The organism is Cryptosporangium sp. NPDC048952 (assembly GCF_043197895.1).
Taxonomy (GTDB): Bacteria; Actinomycetota; Actinomycetes; order Mycobacteriales; family Cryptosporangiaceae; genus Cryptosporangium.
Genome location: NZ_JBICTY010000009.1, coordinates 198,802 through 218,284 on the forward strand (window position 1 = coordinate 198,802; position 19,483 = coordinate 218,284).

22 protein-coding genes and 1 pseudogene are annotated in these 19,483 nt (G+C 69.9%); 13 read left to right on the forward strand and 10 right to left on the reverse strand.

All coding sequences use genetic code 11. The features are described 5' to 3' along the window. Window positions 1-221: 221 nt before the first annotated feature. Window positions 222-707, forward strand: coding sequence for a DUF6082 family protein (locus ACGFY5_RS40520; RefSeq protein WP_392729498.1), 486 nt, complete (start codon window positions 222-224; stop codon window positions 705-707). A gap of 297 nt (window positions 708-1,004) precedes the next feature. Here the strand turns inward: ACGFY5_RS40520 and ACGFY5_RS40525 are convergent, their stop codons facing one another. Both ACGFY5_RS40525 and ACGFY5_RS40530 read right to left on the reverse strand, forming a co-directional pair. After that, window positions 1,005-1,184 (reverse strand): hypothetical protein, encoded by a 180-nt coding sequence (locus ACGFY5_RS40525; protein WP_392729501.1) that lies wholly within the window; start codon window positions 1,182-1,184, stop codon window positions 1,005-1,007. A gap of 124 nt (window positions 1,185-1,308) precedes the next feature. Next, window positions 1,309-2,214 carry an alpha/beta hydrolase gene (locus ACGFY5_RS40530; protein WP_392729504.1) on the reverse strand — a complete coding sequence of 302 codons (906 nt, stop codon included), beginning with the start codon at window positions 2,212-2,214 and terminating at the stop codon, window positions 1,309-1,311. A gap of 90 nt (window positions 2,215-2,304) precedes the next feature. Between ACGFY5_RS40530 and ACGFY5_RS40535 the strand changes: the two genes are divergently transcribed. The 9 genes from ACGFY5_RS40535 (at window position 2,305) to ACGFY5_RS40575 (ending at window position 9,142) form a co-directional block, all read left to right on the forward strand. Further along, a complete protein-coding gene (locus ACGFY5_RS40535) occupies window positions 2,305-3,735 on the forward strand; it encodes an AlkA N-terminal domain-containing protein (protein ID WP_392730043.1) in 1,431 nt (476 codons plus the stop codon). A gap of 13 nt (window positions 3,736-3,748) precedes the next feature. Further along, the gene (locus ACGFY5_RS40540; RefSeq protein ID WP_392729507.1) at window positions 3,749-4,258 is read left to right on the forward strand and encodes a methylated-DNA--[protein]-cysteine S-methyltransferase; all 510 of its coding nucleotides are present in this window, start codon (window positions 3,749-3,751) and stop codon (window positions 4,256-4,258) included. Window positions 4,259-4,367: 109 nt separating this feature from the next. Then, on the forward strand, window positions 4,368-5,195 hold the full coding sequence (locus ACGFY5_RS40545; protein ID WP_392729510.1) for a metal-dependent hydrolase: 828 nt from the start codon (window positions 4,368-4,370) through the stop codon (window positions 5,193-5,195). Window positions 5,196-5,241: 46 nt separating this feature from the next. Then, window positions 5,242-5,988 carry a class I SAM-dependent methyltransferase gene (locus ACGFY5_RS40550; protein WP_392729512.1) on the forward strand — a complete coding sequence of 249 codons (747 nt, stop codon included), beginning with the start codon at window positions 5,242-5,244 and terminating at the stop codon, window positions 5,986-5,988. A 49-nt stretch (window positions 5,989-6,037) separates the two neighbouring features. After that, window positions 6,038-6,412 carry a VOC family protein gene (locus ACGFY5_RS40555; RefSeq protein ID WP_392729514.1) on the forward strand — a complete coding sequence of 125 codons (375 nt, stop codon included), beginning with the start codon at window positions 6,038-6,040 and terminating at the stop codon, window positions 6,410-6,412. Then, window positions 6,409-6,918 (forward strand): GNAT family N-acetyltransferase, encoded by a 510-nt coding sequence (locus tag ACGFY5_RS40560; protein ID WP_392729517.1) that lies wholly within the window; start codon window positions 6,409-6,411, stop codon window positions 6,916-6,918. Before ACGFY5_RS40555 ends, ACGFY5_RS40560 begins: the two co-directional genes overlap by 4 nt. Before the next feature lie 697 nt (window positions 6,919-7,615). After that, entirely contained in the window at window positions 7,616-7,747 is a 132-nt protein-coding gene (locus tag ACGFY5_RS40565) for a hypothetical protein (protein ID WP_392729520.1), read from the forward strand. Between the two features lie 135 nt (window positions 7,748-7,882). Continuing rightward, complete coding sequence (locus ACGFY5_RS40570) at window positions 7,883-8,011, forward strand: hypothetical protein (RefSeq protein WP_392729523.1); 129 nt, start codon at window positions 7,883-7,885, stop codon at window positions 8,009-8,011. Window positions 8,012-8,041: 30 nt separating this feature from the next. Beyond that, window positions 8,042-9,142 carry a DNA alkylation repair protein gene (locus ACGFY5_RS40575; RefSeq protein ID WP_392729526.1) on the forward strand — a complete coding sequence of 367 codons (1,101 nt, stop codon included), beginning with the start codon at window positions 8,042-8,044 and terminating at the stop codon, window positions 9,140-9,142. Here ACGFY5_RS40575 and ACGFY5_RS40580 read toward each other — a convergent pair. From ACGFY5_RS40580 to trxA, 3 genes are all read right to left on the reverse strand, one after another. Further along, entirely contained in the window at window positions 9,126-9,305 is a 180-nt protein-coding gene (locus tag ACGFY5_RS40580; protein ID WP_392729529.1) for a DUF1059 domain-containing protein, read from the reverse strand. The two genes, ACGFY5_RS40575 and ACGFY5_RS40580, sit on opposite strands and share 17 nt — an antisense overlap. Before the next feature lie 90 nt (window positions 9,306-9,395). Beyond that, the gene (locus tag ACGFY5_RS40585; RefSeq protein WP_392729531.1) at window positions 9,396-10,658 is read right to left on the reverse strand and encodes an EAL domain-containing protein; all 1,263 of its coding nucleotides are present in this window, start codon (window positions 10,656-10,658) and stop codon (window positions 9,396-9,398) included. A 140-nt stretch (window positions 10,659-10,798) separates the two neighbouring features. Then, window positions 10,799-11,182 (reverse strand): thioredoxin, encoded by a 384-nt coding sequence (gene trxA, locus ACGFY5_RS40590; RefSeq protein WP_392729533.1) that lies wholly within the window; start codon window positions 11,180-11,182, stop codon window positions 10,799-10,801. A gap of 110 nt (window positions 11,183-11,292) precedes the next feature. On the opposite strand from trxA, the gene ACGFY5_RS40595 reads away from it, so the two are divergent. After that, entirely contained in the window at window positions 11,293-11,697 is a 405-nt protein-coding gene (locus ACGFY5_RS40595) for a (deoxy)nucleoside triphosphate pyrophosphohydrolase (RefSeq protein WP_392729536.1), read from the forward strand. Window position 11,698: 1 nt separating this feature from the next. Further along, the gene (locus tag ACGFY5_RS40600; protein ID WP_392729539.1) at window positions 11,699-12,160 is read left to right on the forward strand and encodes a hypothetical protein; all 462 of its coding nucleotides are present in this window, start codon (window positions 11,699-11,701) and stop codon (window positions 12,158-12,160) included. On the opposite strand, the gene ACGFY5_RS40605 is transcribed toward ACGFY5_RS40600, so the two are convergent. Then, window positions 12,157-13,848 (reverse strand): cellulose synthase operon protein YhjQ/BcsQ, encoded by a 1,692-nt coding sequence (locus tag ACGFY5_RS40605; RefSeq protein WP_392729542.1) that lies wholly within the window; start codon window positions 13,846-13,848, stop codon window positions 12,157-12,159. The genes ACGFY5_RS40600 and ACGFY5_RS40605 overlap by 4 nt on opposite strands. A gap of 548 nt (window positions 13,849-14,396) precedes the next feature. Between ACGFY5_RS40605 and ACGFY5_RS40610 the strand changes: the two genes are divergently transcribed. Continuing rightward, a complete protein-coding gene (locus tag ACGFY5_RS40610) occupies window positions 14,397-15,509 on the forward strand; it encodes a hypothetical protein (protein WP_392729545.1) in 1,113 nt (370 codons plus the stop codon). Between the two features lie 13 nt (window positions 15,510-15,522). Here ACGFY5_RS40610 and ACGFY5_RS40615 read toward each other — a convergent pair. From ACGFY5_RS40615 to ACGFY5_RS40630, 4 genes and pseudogenes are all read right to left on the reverse strand, one after another. After that, window positions 15,523-16,299, reverse strand: a pseudogene (locus ACGFY5_RS40615) (succinate dehydrogenase/fumarate reductase iron-sulfur subunit); the annotation flags it as partial. After that, a complete protein-coding gene (locus tag ACGFY5_RS40620; RefSeq protein ID WP_392729548.1) occupies window positions 16,299-18,335 on the reverse strand; it encodes a fumarate reductase/succinate dehydrogenase flavoprotein subunit in 2,037 nt (678 codons plus the stop codon). The pseudogene ACGFY5_RS40615 and the gene ACGFY5_RS40620, both read right to left, overlap by 1 nt. 5 nt (window positions 18,336-18,340) lie before the next feature. Continuing rightward, window positions 18,341-19,159: a hypothetical protein gene (locus tag ACGFY5_RS40625; RefSeq protein ID WP_392729550.1), complete on the reverse strand. Its 819-nt coding sequence runs from the start codon at window positions 19,157-19,159 to the stop codon at window positions 18,341-18,343. A 35-nt stretch (window positions 19,160-19,194) separates the two neighbouring features. Next, entirely contained in the window at window positions 19,195-19,476 is a 282-nt protein-coding gene (locus tag ACGFY5_RS40630; protein ID WP_392729553.1) for a hypothetical protein, read from the reverse strand. Window positions 19,477-19,483 lie beyond the last annotated feature (7 nt).

Sequence of the window (19,483 nt, forward strand, 5' to 3'; positions counted from 1 at the left end):
CGGCGCGAATTGTTCGATCCCGGTGAACACTTTCCGCTATCGCGACTCTCCGTCGGAGCGAGGTACGTCAATTTGTCCCTCACGACGGAGAAGACCAGAGACCCAGCCACCCGAGCTACTTCGGCTGAAGCGCATCGTCCGACCGGTTGCGACGTTCATGCACGATGAACCTGAGTCGTGCTAGAAAGCATGACCGCAGGGCGCCAGCAAGGGAGATCCCCGTGTCAGGCCGAAAAAGTAGCGTGGCTGCGATACTTTCGGCGTTCGCCCTAATTGGCATCGCCGCATCTTTGATTCTTCAATCCAACCAAATCAAAATTTCACATCAGGCCGTTTCGCGTGAGCGTCATTTCGACCTGGTGAAGCTTGTCCTCGACGATCCTTCGCTGGACGTAACTTCGGTCGGCGGCTTTGAAGGCGAGGAGCTGCGCCAGACGATCGCCGCGAATTTGTGGGTAACGTACTGGAAGATGCAATGGGAGCTAGGCGAGTTCCCCGAGACTACGACATATCGATTATTCTCGACGCTTTTTAGTCGACCTGTTCCGTACCGGTGGTGGACGATTGTAGGTCCGAACTGGGGAACGACGGGGACTCGCGTCGAAGCGGAATTCCTCGGGATCGCGAACCGAGCCCATCGAGATGCCGTGCTACCCGAACCGGACCCTCAACCGAGTGGCCAGCCGACTGAAGTGACTGCCACCTGATCGGGGTCAGCAGCGGCTGTCACGCCTGTACTCAGGGACGCGACAACGTCTGGTGCGGCAGGTCGGTCGTCAGCGGCCTGCTAGTCGAAGTGGTCCCGTTCGGGTGAGCTTGGCCCCGCCGAAATGGGACCACCTCAGCGTCCTCCTCGGGCTTGCGTTCGGTGCGCAGCTTTTCGGCTCTTCGACGACTTTGCGGCCCTACCTCGGGCCATCGTAGGCCCGCACACTCGTCGTAGGCCCGAGAACTAGTCGCGGTCTCGGGCCCGCCGGAGGGGGCTAGCGGCCCGCCGGAGGGGGCTAGCGGCCCGCCGGAGGGTCGTAGCGGCGGAGGCGGCGCTTCACGGCGGCAACGTAGCGCCGCCGCCGGCGTTCCTTCACCTTGTCGACGGTGCGCGCCCAGAGCCCGGCCTCGGAAGGTGTGGCCGCGTTGACCCGGCGGGCGCCGAGCGGATGGCCCGACGCGTTTGCCAGCGTCATCAGTCGATCACCCCCCGGAGCTTCGCGCGAGTTAGTGTTTCGGCTCCACTTATTGTGCCGCCCCTGACAAGTGAATGCTGTCAGCTACTTGGCGGACAATCATCACAACCACTGTCGGAACTCTTCACAAATGTCCGTCGAAGAACTCGGCTGCGCGCTCTGAGGCCGGATCGACGTACTCGGGCCGGTCGTACAGATCGATGTGGTTCGTCGTCTCGAGCCACAGGATCTCGGCCGGGCCGGTGGCCCGCTCGAACACCGCTCGCGCACCATCGGGGGAGCAGAACGCGTCGGTCGTACCGTGCACCACGAGCAGCGGCGTCGGGCCGAGGAAGTCCGCCCCGATCGCCAGGTCCACCGTGATCAGCTCGCGGACGGTCAGCAGCGTCAGCCGGTTGATCCAACCGGGGCTCGCCGACCGCTCGGTGCCGTAGTAGGCGAACGGCTCGGCGCCGGCCATCACGGCCGGCTCGTCCTCGTCGTCGGACACTGCGGCGAGGTAGGCGACCTGACCGGTGCGGTACTGCTCGGCGGCCGCGTCCGCGAACCGCGCGAGCTGTGCCCGGTAGCCGTCGGCGCCCATCGCCGAGCGCATCGCGGCCGGGTCGTTGTACCCACCGGCGATGCACGCCACCGCCTTGATCCGCGGGTCGAACGCGGCGAACCGCAGCGCGTACCCGCCACCGAGGCAGATGCCCACCGCACCGATGCGGTCGGCGTCGACGGCCGGGTGGATGGCCAGCGCGTTGACCGCATCGCGTAGGTCGGTGAGCTTGCCCGCGGAGTTCTCGTGCTGGCGGGGCTCGCCGTCGCTGGCGCCGAAGTTGCGGTGGTCGAACGCCAGCGTCGCGTAGCCGGCCGCGGTGAGGCGTTCGGCGTACCCGCCGACGACCTGCTCCTTGACGCCGGAGAGCGGACCGGTGAAGACGAGCGTCGGCCAACCGCCTTCCGGTGCCGTACCGGAGGGGACACGCAGGACGCCGGCGAGCGCCAGTCCGTCGCTGTGGAACTCGAAAGGCGATTCGGTCACGCGGCACAGGGTCCCACGTTATGCACAGGTCCGATTTCCGCCAGCCCGGCAGAGGGGTGGCGGGGCAGGATCGTTGTCGTGACCGCTCTACTGGACCCCGATTTCTGTTACCGCGTCGCCCGCAGCCGCGACTCGCGGTTCGACGGGCAGTTCGTGCTCGCGGTGACCTCCACCGGCATCTACTGCCGCCCGAGCTGCCCGGCGATGACGCCGAAGCGCAGCAACGTCCGCTTCTACCAAACTCCGGCGACGGCACAGGCGGAAGGCTTCCGCGCCTGCCTGCGCTGCCTGCCCGACGCGGCGCCCGGCTCGCCCGACTGGGATCTGCGTGCCGACCTGGTCGGGCGGGCGATGCGGCTGGTCAGCGACGGCGTCGTCGAACGTGATGGCGTCAGTGGCCTGGCCGACCGGCTCGGCTACTCCGCGCGCCACCTCAACCGGCAGCTCATCGCCGAGCTGGGCGTCGGCCCGCTCGCGCTGGCCCGGGCCCGGCGCGCCCAGATCGCGCGCACGCTGATCGAGACCACGACGCTGCCGTTCGCCGAAGTCGCGTTCGCGGCGGGTTTCAGCAGCATCCGGCAGTTCAACGAGACCGTGCGGGAGGTGTTCGCCTCCACGCCCAGCGAACTGCGCACCAAGCGCGGTCCGAAAGCCGCCGGCGGCCCCGGTGTGATCAGTCTGCGGCTCGCGTACCGGGAGCCGTTCGACGCCACAGCGCTCTGGGCGTTCCTGAGCATGCGCGCCGTGCCCGGCGTCGAGCAGATCGACGGCGGCACCTACCGGCGCACGCTGCGGCTGCCGCACGGCGTCGGCTCGGTCGCGCTCACACCGGCGGCCGGGCACGTGCGTGCCGATCTGACATTGGCCGATCTCCGCGATCTCGGCACCGCCGTGCACCGATGCCGGCGGTTGCTCGATCTGGACGCGGATCCGGTCGCCGTCGACATGGCGCTCGCCGCCGATCCGGTACTCGAACCGCTGGTCGCGGCCCGTCCCGGGCTCCGCGTTCCGGGCGCTGTCGACGGCGCGGAGCTCGCGGTCCGGGCAGTGCTCGGGCAGCAGGTGTCGGTGGCCGCGGCACGCACGGTCGCCGGGCGGCTCGCGGAGGCCTACGGCGATCCGGCCGAGCCCGAGGGCCCGCGGGTGTTCCCGTCGGCCGACGTGCTGGCCGAACTCACCCCCGACGAACTGCCGATGCCGGCCAGCCGGGCCCGGTCGTTGATCGCGCTGTGCACCGCACTCGCGAGCGGCGAACTCGTGCTCGACTCCGGCACCGACCCTGCCGAGGCACTGGCCGTACTCCAGGAGATCCCCGGCATCGGGCCGTGGACCGCCGGCTACATCGCGCTGCGCGCCACCGGAGCACCCGACGTGTTCCTTCCCGGCGACCTCGGCGTCCGGCGCGCAGCCGCCCGCCTCGGCCTTCCGGACGCGCCACGCGCGCTGGACGAGCGCGCGAGCCGCTGGCGTCCGTGGCGCTCGTACGCCGTGCTCCACCTCTGGCAATCCGAGAGTGACTGAAAGGACAGACGGCATGTCTTCCCCCACCTACTACGCGACCGTCGACACCCACATCGGCCCGTTCACCGCGATCGAGACCGACGGCACCGTGCTCGCCAGCGGCTGGACCGGCACGATCGACGACCTGATGGAAGTCATCCATCCGACGCTGCGCCCGGCCGAACTCGTGCCCCGCACCGAGCTGGGTGACGTCACGAAGGCGATCGTGCAGTACCACGAGGGTGACCTCACGGCGATCGACACGATCCCGGTGCTGCAGAAGTCCGGAGTCTTCCTGCAGGTCGCCTGGGACGTGCTGCGCACCGTGCCGCCGGGCTCGGCGATCACCTACACCGAGTACGCCCGGCTGGCCGGTAACCCGGTGGCGATCCGGGCCGCGGCGTCAGCGTGTGCCCGGAACGCGGCCGCGCTGTTCGTCCCGTGCCACCGGGTGCTGCGGCAGGACGGCACGCTCGGCGGCTTCCGCTGGGGCGTCCAGATCAAACGGCTGCTCCTCAAACATGAGTCTCGCACAGACGTTTGATTTCACGCGTGTCGCTGTCCGGTTGATTGAACGATGCGTGCTTCACTGTGCGGGTTTCGCCGAGGTTCTACCGTGGACCTCACAAGTACACAGTGGAAAGTGAGCGCGCATGGTCATGGGGCCCACCCATGCCATCTCCGGAGCGGCCGCCTGGTTGGTCGGCTCCGCGGTGGCGGCCCAACTCGGTCACTACATGCAGTCGCCGATCGAGCTGACGACCTACACGGTCGCGTGCGCCGGGGCCGCATTACTGCCCGACCTTGACACGTCGGGCAAGGTGACCAGCAACAAGGGTGGTGCCACCGTGGCCCGCACCTTCGGCGTCGTCTCGCTGTTCCTCGCCGAGTGCGTGGAGAAGTTCTCGCTCGGCGTCTACAAGCTCACCCGCTCCAAGCGGGACGGCAAACGACGCAATGGTCACCGCACGTTCACGCACACCTGGCTGTTCGCCGCCGGGCTCGGCGCCGGTACGGGCTACCTGGCCGAGACCTACGGCAAGACCGCCGTCGCGATCGCGCTGTTCTTCCTGTTCGGGCTCGGCATCCGCGGGTTGATGGCGGACGCGGTGAAGGCGTCCGGGTGGATCATCGTCACCGCGCTGTCCGCGACCGCCGCGTACGTCGCGATCGACACGCTGCCGTCCGACCGGGGATATCCACTGCTCGGTCTGTCGGTCGGCATCGGCTGCGTGGTGCACACGTTCGGCGACATGATCACCAAGGCGGGGTGTCCGGTGCTCTGGCCGCTGCCGATCCGGGGCGAGCGTTGGCGCGAGATCGGGATGCCCGACAGGATCGCGGTCCGGGCCGGTGGCACGGTGGAGCGCACGGTCCTGGTGCCCGCGTTCACAGTGCTCGCCGTGCTGGGTGTCATCATCAGCGTGCCGGGCGTCGCCGCATTGCTCAGTCGACTCCTGGGCCAGCTCTCATCCACATAGTGAGACGCTATTCCTGTATGGTGAGAACACCGATAGGGTCGGCGCCATGAGCACGCAGACCTGGGACGCCGCGCTGTACGACCGCCACCACGGCTTCGTCGCCTCGTACGGGCAGGACCTGCTCGAGCTGCTGGCCGCGCTACCGGGCGAGCGCGTGCTCGACCTGGGGTGCGGAACCGGTGACCACGTGGCGCTGCTGCGGTCGCGGCGGGTGGTGGCGGACGGCGTCGACGCGAGTGCCGAGATGATCGCCCGCGCCGAGGAGAAGTACCCCGACTTCCCGTACTTCGCGGTCGCGGACGCCCGGAAGCTGGGCGTCGAGAACAAGTACGACGCCGTGTTCTCCAACGCCGTGCTGCACTGGGTGCCCCAGCCGTGGCGGGTCGCGAAGTCGGTGGCCAAGGCGCTCAAGCCCGGCGGTCGGTTCGTCGCCGAGTTCGGCGGCTTCGGCAACGTCGGCACGATCATCGGTGCGGCGCAGGAGGTCCGGGCGGAAGCGGGGCTGCCGGCGGTGTCGACGCCCTGGTACTACCCGACGGTCGCGCAGTACGCGCGGGTCGTCGAGCGGGCCGGGCTCGAGGTGCGTTCGGCGTGGCTGTTCGATCGGCCCACCGTGCTCGACGGCACGGCCGGCCTGGAGAACTGGGTACGCATGTTCGCGGCGTTCCTGCTCGACGGCGTCGACGAAGCGGTGTTCTTCCGGACGTTGGAGGAGCGCGTGCACGAGGTGCTCTGGCGCAACGGTGCCTGGTGGGCCGACTACCGCCGGCTCCGGATCGTCGCGGTGAAGTAGAAAACGGTTGTCCCCGTTCGTCATTCTGAAAATGACGAAGGAGAGAACCATGGGACGACCCGTCGTGCACTTCGAGATCATCGGTGCGGACCCGGCGAAGCTCCGCGACTACTACGGCAAGCTGTTCGAGTGGGAGTACGCCGTCGGCGACGCCACGACCGACGCGGTTTCCCAGCCGGGCGAGTACGGCTTCGTCAACGAGAGCGTCGCCGGAATCAACGGCGGGGTCGGCGGCGGCGAGGGCCATCGGCCGCGGGTGCTGTTCTACGTCGCGGTGCCGGACGTCGAGACCGCGCTGCGCGACGCCGAACGGCTCGGCGGTTCCCGCGTGCTGGGGCCGGAGCCGGCGTCGGGTGACTTCACGGTCGGGCAGTTCGTCGACCCGGAGGGCAACCTGGTCGGCGTGGCAGGTCCGTCGGCGTGACGGAGGTTCTCGGGGCGCGGCTGCGGCTGCGCCCCTTCCGGGCCACGGACGAGGCGGCCGTTCACCGGTACGCCGCGGACCCGGAGGTCACCCGGTACACCGACTGGGGTCCGAACTCCCCGGCGGAGACCGCGGCCTTCCTCCGCGAGGCCCTCGACCCGCCGCCGTCGGTGCACCAGTTCGCCGTCGAACTGCGTGCGTCCGGCGAGATGATCGGTGGCGCCTCGATCCGCGTGGTCGACGAACACGGCGAGTTCGGCTACGCGTTCGCCCGCGCGCACTGGGGGCAGGGTTACGCCACCGAGGCAGCGCGGCTCCTCGTCGACTACGGCTTCGGGCCGCTGGGCCTCGAGCGGATCGCGGCCACGTGCGCGCCGGAGAACCTCGCGTCCGCCCGCGTTCTCAGCAAAGCGGGGCTGCGGCAGATCGACTACCTCACCGACCACCTGCCGGTGCGGGGCGGGTGGCGGGACTCGCTGCTCTTCGAGATCAAAAATAGTTTCTAGAAAACGGGTACCGCACGGTGCTGGTCTGCCGGAATGCGGCCAGCGGGGCGGCAGCTTCGGCCGCGGTGGCCCCTCGCATCCGGTCCGCCTCCGGTCTCCGTCGTCGGTGACCTCGGCACCATCGCCGGGGTCCGGGCCGCGGCGGTGGCGATCCGGGACGCCTGCCCGCAGCTCGAGCCGGATCTGGCCGCCGCTGACGCCCGCGTCGTGCAGGTGAGCGCCGGGCTCTACGTCAAGGGCCGGGCCGATCCGGAGCGGACACCCACCGGCCGCGACTTCAGCAGCCTGCGCACCTACGCCGACACGAAGCTCTGCAACGTCCTGATGCTGCCGCTCTTCGCGGAACGCTGGGCCGGTTGGAACGTCACGATCAACGCCGTGCACCCCGACGTGATCCGGACCGGTCTCGGAGACCGGTCCGGCCCGGTGGGCCTTCTGCTCACACTTGCCAAGCGACGCTGGGCGACGCCCGACGGCGGCGCGCGTCCGATCGTCCGCCTGATCACGGAACCGACCGGGACGGTCGGCTATTACCACCTGGACGAGGAGACACCGCTCGCCGGACCGGCCACCGACCGGGCGCTCGCCGAGCGGATCTGGCAGTGCGATCAGCGCAGCCAGCGGCGTCAGCCTCGGCAGCCTCTACCACCACTTCGGCAGCGCGGACGGGCTCGCCGCCGCGCTCTACGGCCGGTCGATGGCCGAACTGCTGGCGACGGTCGCCGCGCCGCTGGATACGGCGGGCACCGCGGAGGACGGGGTCCGGGCGATCGCGACCGCGTACCTGGCGTTCGTCGCCGAGCACCCGGCCGCGGCCCGATTCATCTAGGCGTCGGGGGACCTCACCGCGCACGCCACGGAGATCGCCGCCGCCAAGAAGCCGGAGATCGCGCCGATCGTCGAGTGGATCCGGCCGCACGTCCGCGCCGGTCGGATCGTCGACCTGCCGGAATCGCTGCTGGAGATGCCGATCATCGGCCCGGTCGCCGAGACCGCCCGGCGGTACCTGGCCGGTGCGCCGGGCTTCGACCTGACCGAAGCGTCCGGGCTCCTGCCGGACCGGATCTGGCTGGCGGTTCGTTCGCAGCCCTGAACTGTCGTACCCCGCGGGCACGATGCGGTCATGCCCTTCGCCGACGAATTGCTGGGCGCCCCCGCGCTGGCCGCGTTGACCGACGCGCTGGCGGCGGCCGCGCCGCAGAACCCGCTCACCGCACTGCGCCGCGTGCAACTGGGTGATCTCCCGCTGCGCGAGCGCAGCGACCTCATCCGCGACGCGTTGCTCGCCGACCTGCCGGCCGACTACGACACGTTCGTGGCGACGATCCGGGCGGCCCGGCTCGGTGGCTGGGGCATCTGGCCCGCCACCACGGCCACCGTCACGCGGGCGCTGGAAGACGGCGGCGACGCCGCATTCAGCGACGCGTTCGCCGTGCTCGCCGAGCTCACCCCGCTGCTGACCGGCGAATTCGCGATCCGCGCGCTGCTCGCCCACGACCTCGACCGGGCGTTGCCGATCGTCCTGGCCTGGGCGGAGTCACCCGACGAGCACGTCCGGCGGCTGGCGTCGGAGGGCACGCGGCCGTTCCTCCCGTGGACGAAACAGGTTCCGGCGATCCTGGCGAGACCCCGCGCGACCATCCCGATCCTCACGGCGCTCTACCGGGACGAGAGCGAGTACGTCCGCCGGTCGGTCGCCAACCACCTCAACGACCTGAGCCGGCACCACCCCGAGCTCGTCGTGGACACCGCCGCCGGCTGGCTCGCCGCACCCGACGGCAACACCGGGCGCCTGGTGCGGCACGCGCTGCGAACGCTGGTCAAGAAGGGCGATCCGGCCGCGCTGGCGCTGCTGGGATTCACCACGGGCGTCACGCTCGACGTGGTCGGGCCGACGCTGGCGGCCGTGGAGATCCCGTACGGCGGCGCCGTGCACTTCACCGCGACGGTCACCAACCGCGCCGACGAGGCCGCCGTCGTCGCGGTGGACTACATCGTCCACCACCGCAAGGCCGACGGGCGGCTCACCGGCAAGACGTTCAAGCTCACCACCGCGAAGCTGGCGCCCGGTGAGCAGCAGGAGATCTCCCGGAGCCATTCGTTCCGTGAGATCACCACCCGTCGCTACCACCCGGGGCAGCACGCGATCGAACTGCAGCTCAATGGCGTGGTCGCCGGGCGCACCGAGTTCGTCCTCGGTGCGAAGGTCAGGCCGCCGACGTGACGATCGAGCCGCGCACCGCGGCGACGAGCTCGCCGGGGATGTCGACCAACCCGTGGTCCTTCCGGGCGTGCTGCGCCACCAGCGACAGGATCTCGTCCTCGGTGTCTCCGACGAACACCGCCGTGCAGCCGCTGACGACGTCACCACAGGCGAAGTGCTTCATGACCGTTCTCCGTTCGCGGGGGGAGCCACCGGTGTCGAGGAAAGGGCGGCTTTCACCGGAATCGGTCCGGTCGCCGACGACCTGAGGGGTTCAGCTGTGAGCGGCGTCTCGGGCGCCGACGACGTGCCGGGTCAGCTCGTCCACCAGCACGAGACCGATCACCTGCCCCCAGGCGTCGGTGCACACCACCGGGTCGAAGCGGTTCGCGGCCGGCCGGGTGAGCGCCCGCATCAGCACGTCCTCGGCGGTGTCCGAGGTGAGCACCCGCAGGCTCACGGGCAGCTCCCGGCGGACGCCGTCGCGGGGGTCGGGTGCGAACATCGCGACCGGCGAACCGCCGGCGTCCACCACCACCGTCGGCTCGGTCGAGGACGCGGTGTCGAGGCGGTCCGCGGTGGCGACCACGACGTTGCTGAGCATCACGCTCGTGATCGCCTCGGTGGCCGCGACCCGGGACGTCTCGGCCAGGATGCGCGAGCGCACCTCGTCGGTCAGCCCCACCATCTCGTCGGCCGGGCGGCCGAGCAGCCAACCCTGGCCGAGCGGCACGCCCATCCGGCAGAACGTCGCCAGCTCACCCACCGTCTCGATGCCCTCGGCCAGCAGCCACGCGTCCAGCTGGCCGGCGAACTGCCCGAGCAGCTGGGCCAGCGCCGCTCGCGCCGGGTCACGGTCGGCGCCGGCGACGAGAGCCCGGTCGAGCTTCACCAGCTGCGGGCGGAGCTCCAGGATCTGCTGCAGGCCGGCGTAACCGCTGCCCGCGTCGTCCACCGCGATCAGCGCACCGGCGGCACGCAGCCGTTGGGTTTCGGTCGTGATCGACCGCAGGTCGGCGAACGCGACGTGTTCGGTCAGCTCGACGACGACGCGGGACAGGTCGGGAACACTGCCGAACGCCTCGTCGAGCTCGGGCGTGCCGAGCAGGTGCGGGCTGACGTTGACCGTGAGGAACGCGTTCGGGGGCAGGTCGTCGAGCCGGGTCAGCGCGCGGGTGATCACCACGCCCTCGAGCGCCGGGCCGAGCCCGTTCTCGTCGGCGGCACCGAACCACAGGTCGGGGGAGAGGCGGTCACCGACGCCGGGAACCGGTGCGTCGATCCGGGCGAGCGTCTCGTACCCGGCGACGGTGCCGCGGGCCAGGTCGGCGATCGGCTGGAACACGACGCGGATCTGGTCGGGCTCGGCGAGTACGCCGGAGATCGCTTTCCGCCACGCCATCTGGCGTCGCAGAGCCGCCGGATCGGGCGGCATGGTCGGGCGCGAGCGGTTCTTCTGGCCACCCCACCAGGAGGTGGAGTCGTCGAGCGGGTCGTAGTCCGCACCGGCGAGGCCCGTGACCAGGTCGGTGCTCATCCGGCCGACTCTTCACCCGCGTCGCGCATGTGCTCGCCCTGGTCTCCCGTGATGACAGCTCGGGTAGCCCATCGGGCCGGAAACACAAAACCTGAGAGATGCGGAGCTAACGCCCCGATCTCTCAGGTTTCGTGGTCGCCTTAGGCCTGCGCCCCGGCATCTGCGGCCTCGGTGTCCTCGGCCTGCTTGCGCACCTCGTCCATGTCGAGGGCCTGCGCCTGGGTGATGAGGTCCTCGAGCGCGTCACCGGGCAACGCACCCGGCTGCGCGTAGAGCACTACGCGGTCGCGGATCACCATCAGCGTCGGGATCGACTGGATGTCGAATGCGGCGGCCAGCTGCTGCTGAGCCTCGGTGTCGACCTTGCCGAACACGATGTCCTCGTGAGTATCGGAGGCCTTCTCGAACACCGGAGCGAACTGGCGACACGGGCCGCACCAGCTAGCCCAGAAGTCCACCAGCGTGATTCCGTCGCGCGCCAGCGTCTCGTTGAAGTTCTCGGTGGTCAGTTCCACCGTGGCCATCGGTGTCTCCCTCGGTTGTCGCTTGTCTGTTGTGACAACGCGGCAGTCGGTCAGATCCTTCCTTGGTGTGCCCGATCCGGGCGCGAAGGAACCTCTGGCAGGCTGGGGCGGTGGTCACCCCTCTCCTGATCGTCGTCGGGGCAGCAATCGTCAACGACCGCGGTCAGGTGCTGGCCGCCCAACGCGCCGAGCCGCCCGCGCTGGCCGGGGGCTGGGAGTTCCCCGGCGGCAAGGTCGAGCCGGGGGAGAGCCCCGAGGCCGCGATCGTCCGCGAATGCCAGGAGGAGCTCGGCGTCGAGATCGAGTTGGTCGAGCGGCTCGGTGGTGACCTGCCGCTGCAGCGCGACCGGGGAGTTCTGCGGGTGTGGATCGCGCGCCTGTCGGCCGGAGAGCCTGCGGCTCTCGAACACGCGGCGCTGCGCTGGCTCGACGCCACGGAGCTGGACGACGTCGCGTGGCTGCCCGCGGACGCACCGCTGATCGACGAGCTGCGCGAGCGGCTGGCGACGGTGTGACGTGTCGATCCTGATCACGACAACGTTGATCCACGCCCCCGCGGCGCTGGTGTTCGACCTCGCGCGGGACGTGCGGGAGCACACCGCCGCGCTCGTGCACACCGCGGAGCGGGTCGTCGCTCCGGGGCGGGTGAGCGGGTTGCTGGAGGCCGGTGACCTGGTGTGTTTCCGCGCGCGGCACTTCGGCCTTCCGTTCGCGCTGGACGCGGAGGTGGTCGAGGTCGACGCTCCGCGCGGTTTCAGCGACGAGCAGGTGCGAGGGCCGTTCCGTGCGCTGCGTCACGACCACGTGTTCGCCGAGACCGGGGCCGGGACGCTGGTGACCGACCGGATCGTCTGGGAGTCACCGCTCGGGTTGCTCGGCCGGGTCGCGGACGAGGTGGCGGTGCGCCGTCAGCTGCTGTCGATCCTGATGGCGCGGAACGCCCACCTGAAGCGTCGAGCCGAGGTGCGGGCGGCCTAGGGGATGGCCCGTGCCTTGACGAGGGTCGCGGCGGCCAGTTGCACGGCGGAGTTGCGGGTGCGCTCGCCGAGACGCCACGGCTCGATCGTCGAGCCGGTGGCCAGGTGCCGGTCGTAGGGCAGCAGGGCCGGAACCACGCCGTAGGGGGCGAACGCCTCCGCGGTGCGGTTCAGGTCGATGCTCACTGCCTGCGGGGACATCGCGGTGAGCGCGATCGTCGCCTGCTGGAGCCGCTGTGGGTTCCACTCGCGGATCCACTCCAGCGCGCGGCGGGCGCTGACCACGCCGTCGATGCTCGCCGGGGTGGCCAGGACGATCGCGTGCGCGTCGGCGAGCACGGCCTGGTTGAGTGGCGTCACCATGCCGGCTCCGGCGTCGACGACGGTGACCGCGAAGTAGCGGCTGATGCCGTGCAGGACGCCGTAGTAGGCGTTGGGGGCGACGGTTTCGGGGGCGGCCGAACCGCGCTCGCCCGAGAGGATCCAGGCGCCGGACTGGCTGCGGCCGAGGCAGCGTTCGGCCTCGTCGAGGGTGGCCCAGACGCGGGGGACGCGGCCGAGGTTCGCCAGTGACGTCGGTGAGCTCGCGCCGAGTCGCAGGCCGAGCGAGCCGAGGTCGGGGTCGGCGTCGACCGCGAGGACGCGGTCGCCGCGGTGGGTGGCGTAGGCGCTGACGAGGAGCGCAGCGACTGTGCTCTTGCCGGAGCCGCCGCGGATGCCGAGCACCGCGATGCGGCGGCCGGTGGTGACCGGGGCGCCGAGCTCGCCGGCGATGTCGTCGGCGCCGCGGGTGGAGCGGCCCGCGCCGCGGACGCTGCTGCGGAGCCGCTGGATCCGGTTGTCGGCGTGCTCGGGCATGGGGAGCAGGCCGGCCGGGGTCCACTGCTGCTGGACCGGGGTGGCGTCCGGGCCGAAAACCTTCGAGTGCCCGGGCACCCCCTGCTGCGGATAGCCGGGCGCCGGCTGCCCATAGCCCTGCTGCCCAGGCCCCTCAGGCCCCTGAACCGCCGGATACCCCGGCCCGGGCGCACCCTGCACCGGAAAGCCCGGCGCCGGCACACCCGGTCCGGCGGCGCCGGAAGTCGGGAAGCCCTGCGCGGGCCCACCGGAAGCGGGAACGCCCGGGGCGCCCGAGGTCGGGAAGCCCTGCGGGGGTGCGTCCGCGGGCGGGAAGCCCTGCGGGGGTGCATCGGGGGGTGGGAAGCCCGGGCCGGCGGCGCCGGACGTCGGGAAGCCTGGGGTGCCGGGTGCGGGGGCGCCGGAGGTGGGGAAGCCCTGGGCTTGTGGGAAGGGAGGGGTGGCGGGGTAGGCCGGGGTGTAGGGCGGGGGAGTGCTGGCCGCGCTGGGGTCGGGCTGGGGTGGGAAGAGCGGCGGCAGCGGCGGGAACGAAGCGTCGGCGGGTGAGCTCTCCGCTGTCGGTGCGCCGTTCTGCGTCGGAATCAACGGTGGCAGCTCGCCAGGCGGAAGCATGGTGGTGGACTCCGCCCCGGACGCCTCCGGAAAAGCGGTCGGAATCGGCGCGGTGATGCCTAACGACGCCGGATCGACCCGCTGCGTAGCGGTCGAATCGTCCGGATCGATCGTCGGCTCGGACGCGGCCTGATGGCCGTTCGTGCTGGTGGACTCAGGCGTGAGGTCGCGCAGGACCGACCCTTGCCATCCCTGTCGACCAGGCTCGGAACTCGTCACGGCGCGGCCTTCCCGTCCTCTCCCGTTACCGCAGTCAGGCTAACGAACGGATCTCCGGAAGTCCCATTCCGGCGGGAAAGTGCACCCCGGAGCGGGGCCCGACACGCCGCATCAGCCCGCCGCGCGGTCTCCGGATGCCGAAATCCGACGGCCAGCCGGAGCCGGGATCTCGCCGATTCGAGCGGCCCGGGTACCTAAGGCAACGCGACCCGACCGACGACTGTGACTTCCGTCACCGACCGCAGGGCCCCCGACTATTCGGGTGCTCCCTGTCGAAGGCGTCTGCGATGTGCGGGGGTGCCGACGCCCACGCCTGGATCCCCGCGAAGTGGCGAGGCCTCAATCTCCTGGGCTGGGCCTGGAAGTGCGCGCCGAGCTGTGATTACCAGCGTCGTGACGACTTTGCGTAGCGGTGCGATCCTCGCTGCGTGATCGCGCCGATCGAACCTCCGCTGTGGCCGTTCCGCAAGTGCCGCCGAGTGGCAGCCCGTTTACGGCACTCCCCGGAGAGCCGCCAGGCGGTGCGCGCGTTTCGGCAGCGTGGAGTGATGGGGATCGCCCGCGGACGCGCACCGATGGCGGTCCTGCTCTACCTGGCCGCGGTCGAGCAACGGCTCGTCACGGCCGGTGACGGCGGATTCCTCGTGTTGAGCCGCCCAGCCGCGTGGCCCGAGCCGACCGGTGGTTCCCGATCGGTGCGAGTCCTCCGTTGGCTGGATCGAAACTGGGACAGCGGGCTTTGGCTGTTCGTACTCACCGTGGTCAGCTGGCTGGCGGCCGTTGCCCTTGTGCTCGTCGGCGGTGGCCGCGCCGTCTACTACTCAGCGCTCTGCCTGGCGCTGCTTCCGGTAGTGGTCTTCGCGCTGCTCGGCACGGTCGCGGTGGGCCGCGGAGTTGTCGAGATCTACCGGACGCTGGTGCGTGCGGAGCAAAGCGATTTGACCCGGCACGGCACCGGACAGCTGCTGACGTGGCATTGGTCAGTGCGCTTCTGTCACCTGCAGAACGCCGACTCGGCGGACCGGCTCTTTCGGGCGGCGCGTGCGCGCAGCCTCCGAACGGCGACTCCGGAGGATCGGCAGCCCGCTCCACCGGTCCTCTTCGTCGACGAGCGGGGATTCACCTCGAGCGCCTCCCGGGAATGGCTCGGCGCCGTGCCCGGAGCGACGCCGCTGGCCGTCGGATCGCCCTACGTCGTGCTCGGCGGTCGGCATCCCCGCGTACGGCTCCCGGACGCCGTCGCTGTGCCTCCGGGCCGGGCGATCCCGTGGCTACTTCTCGGCATCCTGATGGCGATCGTCGCCAGCGCCTCGGTCGTCGCCGACGTGGAGCGGCAATGCTCGAGCTGTGGCGACGGGCGGCCAACGGATTACCTCAGCGCGATCTATTGGCTGATCAACAGATTGTTCGGAGGTGACCCCGAGAATCTGGCCCCAGGGACCATCCTTGCGAGGACGACCGGGATCGCGATCACGGTCATGGGCTACGTGCTGCTGGGCGCGGTGATCAGCTCGCTCGTGCAACGGTCGATGGGGCGTCTGACCGGGGCCGGTGCTGAGCTCGTGGAGCAGTTCAACGCGGCCGCCCGGACGCGGCGGCGAGGAACACGAACGCCCCGGAGCGGTAGCAGGTACCACCCCGGGGCGCGTCGGCGTCTGTGAGACGTCAGGCCTTGCGGCGGCCGATCTTCGAGCCCAGCCACGTGATCGGGTCGTACTTGCGGTCGACGACGCGTTCTTTCATCGGGATGATCGCGTTGTCGGTGATGTGGATGTGCTCCGGGCACACCTCACTGCAGCACTTCGTGATGTTGCAGTAGCCGATGCCCTGCGTCGCCTGCGCGAACTCCTTGCGGTCCGACTGGGAGTCCAGCGGGTGCATGTCCAGTTCGGCGGCCCGGATGAACAGGCGCGGCCCGGCGAACTCCGGCTTGTTCTCGTCGTGGTCACGCACGACGTGACAGGTGTTCTGGCACAGGAAGCACTCGATGCACTTCCGGAACTCCTGCGAACGCTCGACGTCGACCTGCTGCATCCGGTACTCACCGGGTTCGACGCCGGGCGGCGGCGCGAACGCGGGCATCTCGCGCGCCTTCTCGTAGTTGTACGACACGTCCGTGACCAGGTCACGGATCAGCGGGAACGTCCGAATCGGAGTGACAGTGACGGTCTCCTCCTCCTCGAACGTCGTCATCCGGGTCATGCACATCAGCCGCGGCTTGCCGTTGATCTCCGCGGAGCACGACCCACACTTCCCGGCCTTGCAGTTCCACCGCACGGCCAGGTCGGGCGTCTGCGTCTGCTGCAGCCGGTGGATGACGTCGAGAACGACTTCACCCTCGTTGACCTCGACCTCGTAGTCGTGCAGCCCGCCGTCGGCCTCGGTGGCCGTGATCGTCTCGTCGGGGCGGCCGGCGCCGCGCCAGACCCGGAACTTCGCCTGGTACCCCATCAGCCCCTGCTCCCCTCGGAATGGCTCCTACCGACCGCGTCGCCGGTGGCGCTGCGCTCGTCCGCGACCGTCTCTGGGGACGAGTCGCGTGACTCGTCCTCGGCCGGTTGTCGAGCGGCTGCGACGACCGCGGGTGGTGCCTCCGGAGAAGAGGCCAAGACGGAAAGCTCCTCGTCGGTGAGGTATTTCGACAGTTCCGACCGCTCGAACAGCGACAGCAACTCGACCGGCATGGTCGGCAGCGGCTGTTCCCGAACGGTGACGCCCGGGTCGTCCTTGCTGAGTGAGCAGATCAAATTCCGCTGGCGCCACACCGCGGACATCTCCGGGAAGTCGTCCCGGGTGTGCCCACCGCGGCTCTCCTCGCGGATCAGCGCGGCCCGCGCCACGCACTCCGCGACGACGAGCAGGTTGCGCAGGTCCAGCGCGACGTGCCAGCCCGGGTTGTAGGTCCGCCCACCGACGGCCGAGACCGTCGAAGCTCGCTCCCGCAGCGAAACCAGCGTGGACAGGGCGTTCTCGATCTCGGGCGCCTTACGGATGATGCCGACCAGCTCGTGCATGGTCTTCTGCAGGTCGAGCTGCACCTGGTACGGGTTCTCGCCGTCCGTGCGGGACAACGGCGCCAGCGCGAACGACACCGCATCCTCGACGTCGGCCTCCAGCACTGACGGGCGCCCCTCCAGACCGGTCACGTACGCCGCGGCGTAAGAACCCGCCCGGCGTCCGAAGACCAGCAGGTCGGAGAGGGAGTTGCCGCCGAGGCGGTTCGAGCCGTGCATGCCGCCGGACACCTCGCCGGCCGCGAACAGCCCGGAGACGCCGACAGCGGCCTGGGAGTCCGGGTCGACCTCGACCCCGCCCATGACGTAGTGGCAGGTCGGCCCGACCTCCATCGGCTCGGCCGTGATGTCGACGTCGGCCAGTTCCTTGAACTGGTGGTACATCGACGGCAGGCGACGCCGGATCTCGTCGGCGGGCAGCCGCTTGGAGACGTCCAGGTAGACACCACCGTGTGGGGACCCGCGCCCGGCTTTGACCTCGGAGTTGATCGCCCGCGCCACCTCGTCACGCGGGAGCAGCTCCGGGGGACGCCGGTTGTTGTCGGCGTCGTTGTACCAGCGGTCCGCCTCTTCCTCGCTGGTCGCGTACTTGTCCTTGAACACGTCCGGGATGTAGTCGAACATGAAGCGCTTGCCCTCGGAGTTCGTCAGAACCCCGCCGTCACCGCGGACCGACTCGGTCACCAGGATGCCCTTGACCGAGGGCGGCCAGACCATCCCGGTGGGGTGGAACTGCACGAACTCCATGTTGACGAGAGTCCCGCCGGCGCGCAGGGCCAGCGCGTGGCCGTCGCCGGTGTATTCCCACGAGTTCGACGTCACCTGGAACGACTTGCCGATGCCGCCGGTCGCCAGCACGACCGCGGGTGCCTCGAACAGCAGGAACCGGCCGTCGTCACGGGCGTAGCCGAACGCGCCGGAGACCCGGTCGCCGTCCTTGAGCAGCTCGCTGATCGTCACCTCGTGGAAGACCCGCAGGTACTTCTCGTAATCGCCGTGCTCGCGCTGGTCGTCCTGCTGCAGGCTGACGATCTTCTGCTGCAGCGTGCGGATCAGTTCGAGACCGGTGCGGTCGCCGACGTGCGCGAGCCGCGGGTACTCGTGACCCCCGAAGTTGCGCTGGCTGATCTTGCCGTCCTTGGTGCGGTCGAAGAGCGCCCCGTAGGTCTCCAGCTCCCAGATCCGCTGCGGCGCCTCGCGGGCGTGCAACTCGGCCATCCGCCAGTGGTTGAGGAACTTGCCACCGCGGATCGTGTCGCGGAAGTGCACCTGCCAGTTGTCTTTGCTGTTGACGTTGCCCATGGCGGCAGCGGCGCCGCCCTCGGCCATCACCGTGTGGGCCTTGCCGAACAGCGACTTGCAGATGATCGCGGTGCGCATGCCCTGCTGACGTGCCTCGATCGCCGCGCGCAGACCGGCGCCCCCGGCGCCGATCACCACGACGTCGTACGAATGCTTCTCGATGTTGGTCATTGCACTCACCCGACGAATCGCAGATCGGAGAACCAGCCGGCCGAGATCGCCATCACGTAGAAGTCCGTGAAGGCGAGCGTGCCGAGCGTGAGCCAGGCCAGTTCCTGGTGCTTACCGTTGAGCCGGGAGACGAACGTCCAGGCCCGGTACCGCACCGGGTGCTTGGAGAAGTGCTTCAGGCGTCCGCCGACGATGTGCCGGCAGGAGTGACACGACAGCGTGTAGGCCCAGAGCGCGACGACGTTGGCGAGCAGGATCACGTTGCCGAGCCCGAAGCCGAAACCGTCACCCGAGCGGAACGCGGCCAGCGCGTCGAACGTGTTGATCAGCGAAATCAGGAACGCGGCGTAGAACGCGTACCGGTGCAGGTTCTGGCCCAGCAGCGGGAACCGGGTCTCACCGGTGTACTTCGTGTGCGGCTCGGAGACCGCGCACGCCGGCGGCGACAGCCAGAACGACCGGTAGTACGCCTTGCGGTAGTAGTAGCAGGTCAGCCGGAAGAGCAGCAGGAACGGCAGGCTGAGCGCCGCGTACGGGATGAACCAGACGTCCGGCAGTACCCGCCCGAAGTGCGCTGCCTCCGGCACACAGCCGTTGGAGACGCACGGCGAGTAGAACGGCGTCAAGTAGTGGTAGTCGTCGACCCAGTAGTACTTCTGCATGAACGCCCGCACGGTCGCATAGGCGACCCAGGCCACCAGGCCCAGGACTGTCAGCAGGGGGGTCAGCCACCAGCGATCCGTGCGTAGCGTCCGGACGTTGATCTTCGCTCGGGCGCGAGGCTCGGGGGAGACAGCAGCTGGGGGAATAGGGGGTGCACTCATGCCTGGGGTGGCTCCTGTGAAGTTATGTGCGTGGCCTACCTGCGGCCGCCGAGGCCTTCGTCGTCACAATCGCGCCAGAGATCCGGTGGATACGGCGTATCGGACACGTAGTGGAGGCGGGCTTCCTCGGCTTGGGCCGGCGGCAGTTCGCCGATCTCGTCCAGGTCCTCGATGAGCCGACGGACGTCACTCACCAGCCGCCGGACGCCGAGCGTTTCGGTGTGATGAGCCTGTAGCTGACCGACTGCCCGGTCGAGTTCGACCAACGCCCGCCGAACTTGGGCGAGCTCCGTGTTTTCCTGTGCACGCACCGACATCGTGACC

Bases quoted from the DNA above. Each gene is read 5' to 3' on its own strand.
- ACGFY5_RS40630 (WP_392729553.1), bottom strand. From the start codon at position 19,476: ATGTCGGTGCGTGCACAGGAAAACACGGAGCTCGCCCAAGTTCGGCGG.
- ACGFY5_RS40575 (WP_392729526.1), top strand. From the start codon at position 8,042: ATGCCCTTCGCCGACGAATTGCTGGGCGCCCCCGCGCTGGCCGCGTTG.
- ACGFY5_RS40610 (WP_392729545.1), top strand. From the start codon at position 14,397: ATGGGGATCGCCCGCGGACGCGCACCGATGGCGGTCCTGCTCTACCTG.
- ACGFY5_RS40550 (WP_392729512.1), top strand. From the start codon at position 5,242: ATGAGCACGCAGACCTGGGACGCCGCGCTGTACGACCGCCACCACGGC.
- ACGFY5_RS40540 (WP_392729507.1), top strand. From the start codon at position 3,749: ATGTCTTCCCCCACCTACTACGCGACCGTCGACACCCACATCGGCCCG.
- ACGFY5_RS40580 (WP_392729529.1), bottom strand. From the start codon at position 9,305: ATGAAGCACTTCGCCTGTGGTGACGTCGTCAGCGGCTGCACGGCGGTG.
- ACGFY5_RS40545 (WP_392729510.1), top strand. From the start codon at position 4,368: ATGGTCATGGGGCCCACCCATGCCATCTCCGGAGCGGCCGCCTGGTTG.
- ACGFY5_RS40625 (WP_392729550.1), bottom strand. From the start codon at position 19,159: ATGAGTGCACCCCCTATTCCCCCAGCTGCTGTCTCCCCCGAGCCTCGC.
- ACGFY5_RS40565 (WP_392729520.1), top strand. From the start codon at position 7,616: ATGGCCGAACTGCTGGCGACGGTCGCCGCGCCGCTGGATACGGCGGGC.
- ACGFY5_RS40555 (WP_392729514.1), top strand. From the start codon at position 6,038: ATGGGACGACCCGTCGTGCACTTCGAGATCATCGGTGCGGACCCGGCG.
- ACGFY5_RS40620 (WP_392729548.1), bottom strand. From the start codon at position 18,335: ATGACCAACATCGAGAAGCATTCGTACGACGTCGTGGTGATCGGCGCC.
- trxA (WP_392729533.1), bottom strand. From the start codon at position 11,182: ATGGCCACGGTGGAACTGACCACCGAGAACTTCAACGAGACGCTGGCG.
- ACGFY5_RS40585 (WP_392729531.1), bottom strand. From the start codon at position 10,658: ATGAGCACCGACCTGGTCACGGGCCTCGCCGGTGCGGACTACGACCCG.
- ACGFY5_RS40525 (WP_392729501.1), bottom strand. From the start codon at position 1,184: ATGACGCTGGCAAACGCGTCGGGCCATCCGCTCGGCGCCCGCCGGGTC.
- ACGFY5_RS40570 (WP_392729523.1), top strand. From the start codon at position 7,883: ATGCCGATCATCGGCCCGGTCGCCGAGACCGCCCGGCGGTACCTGGCC.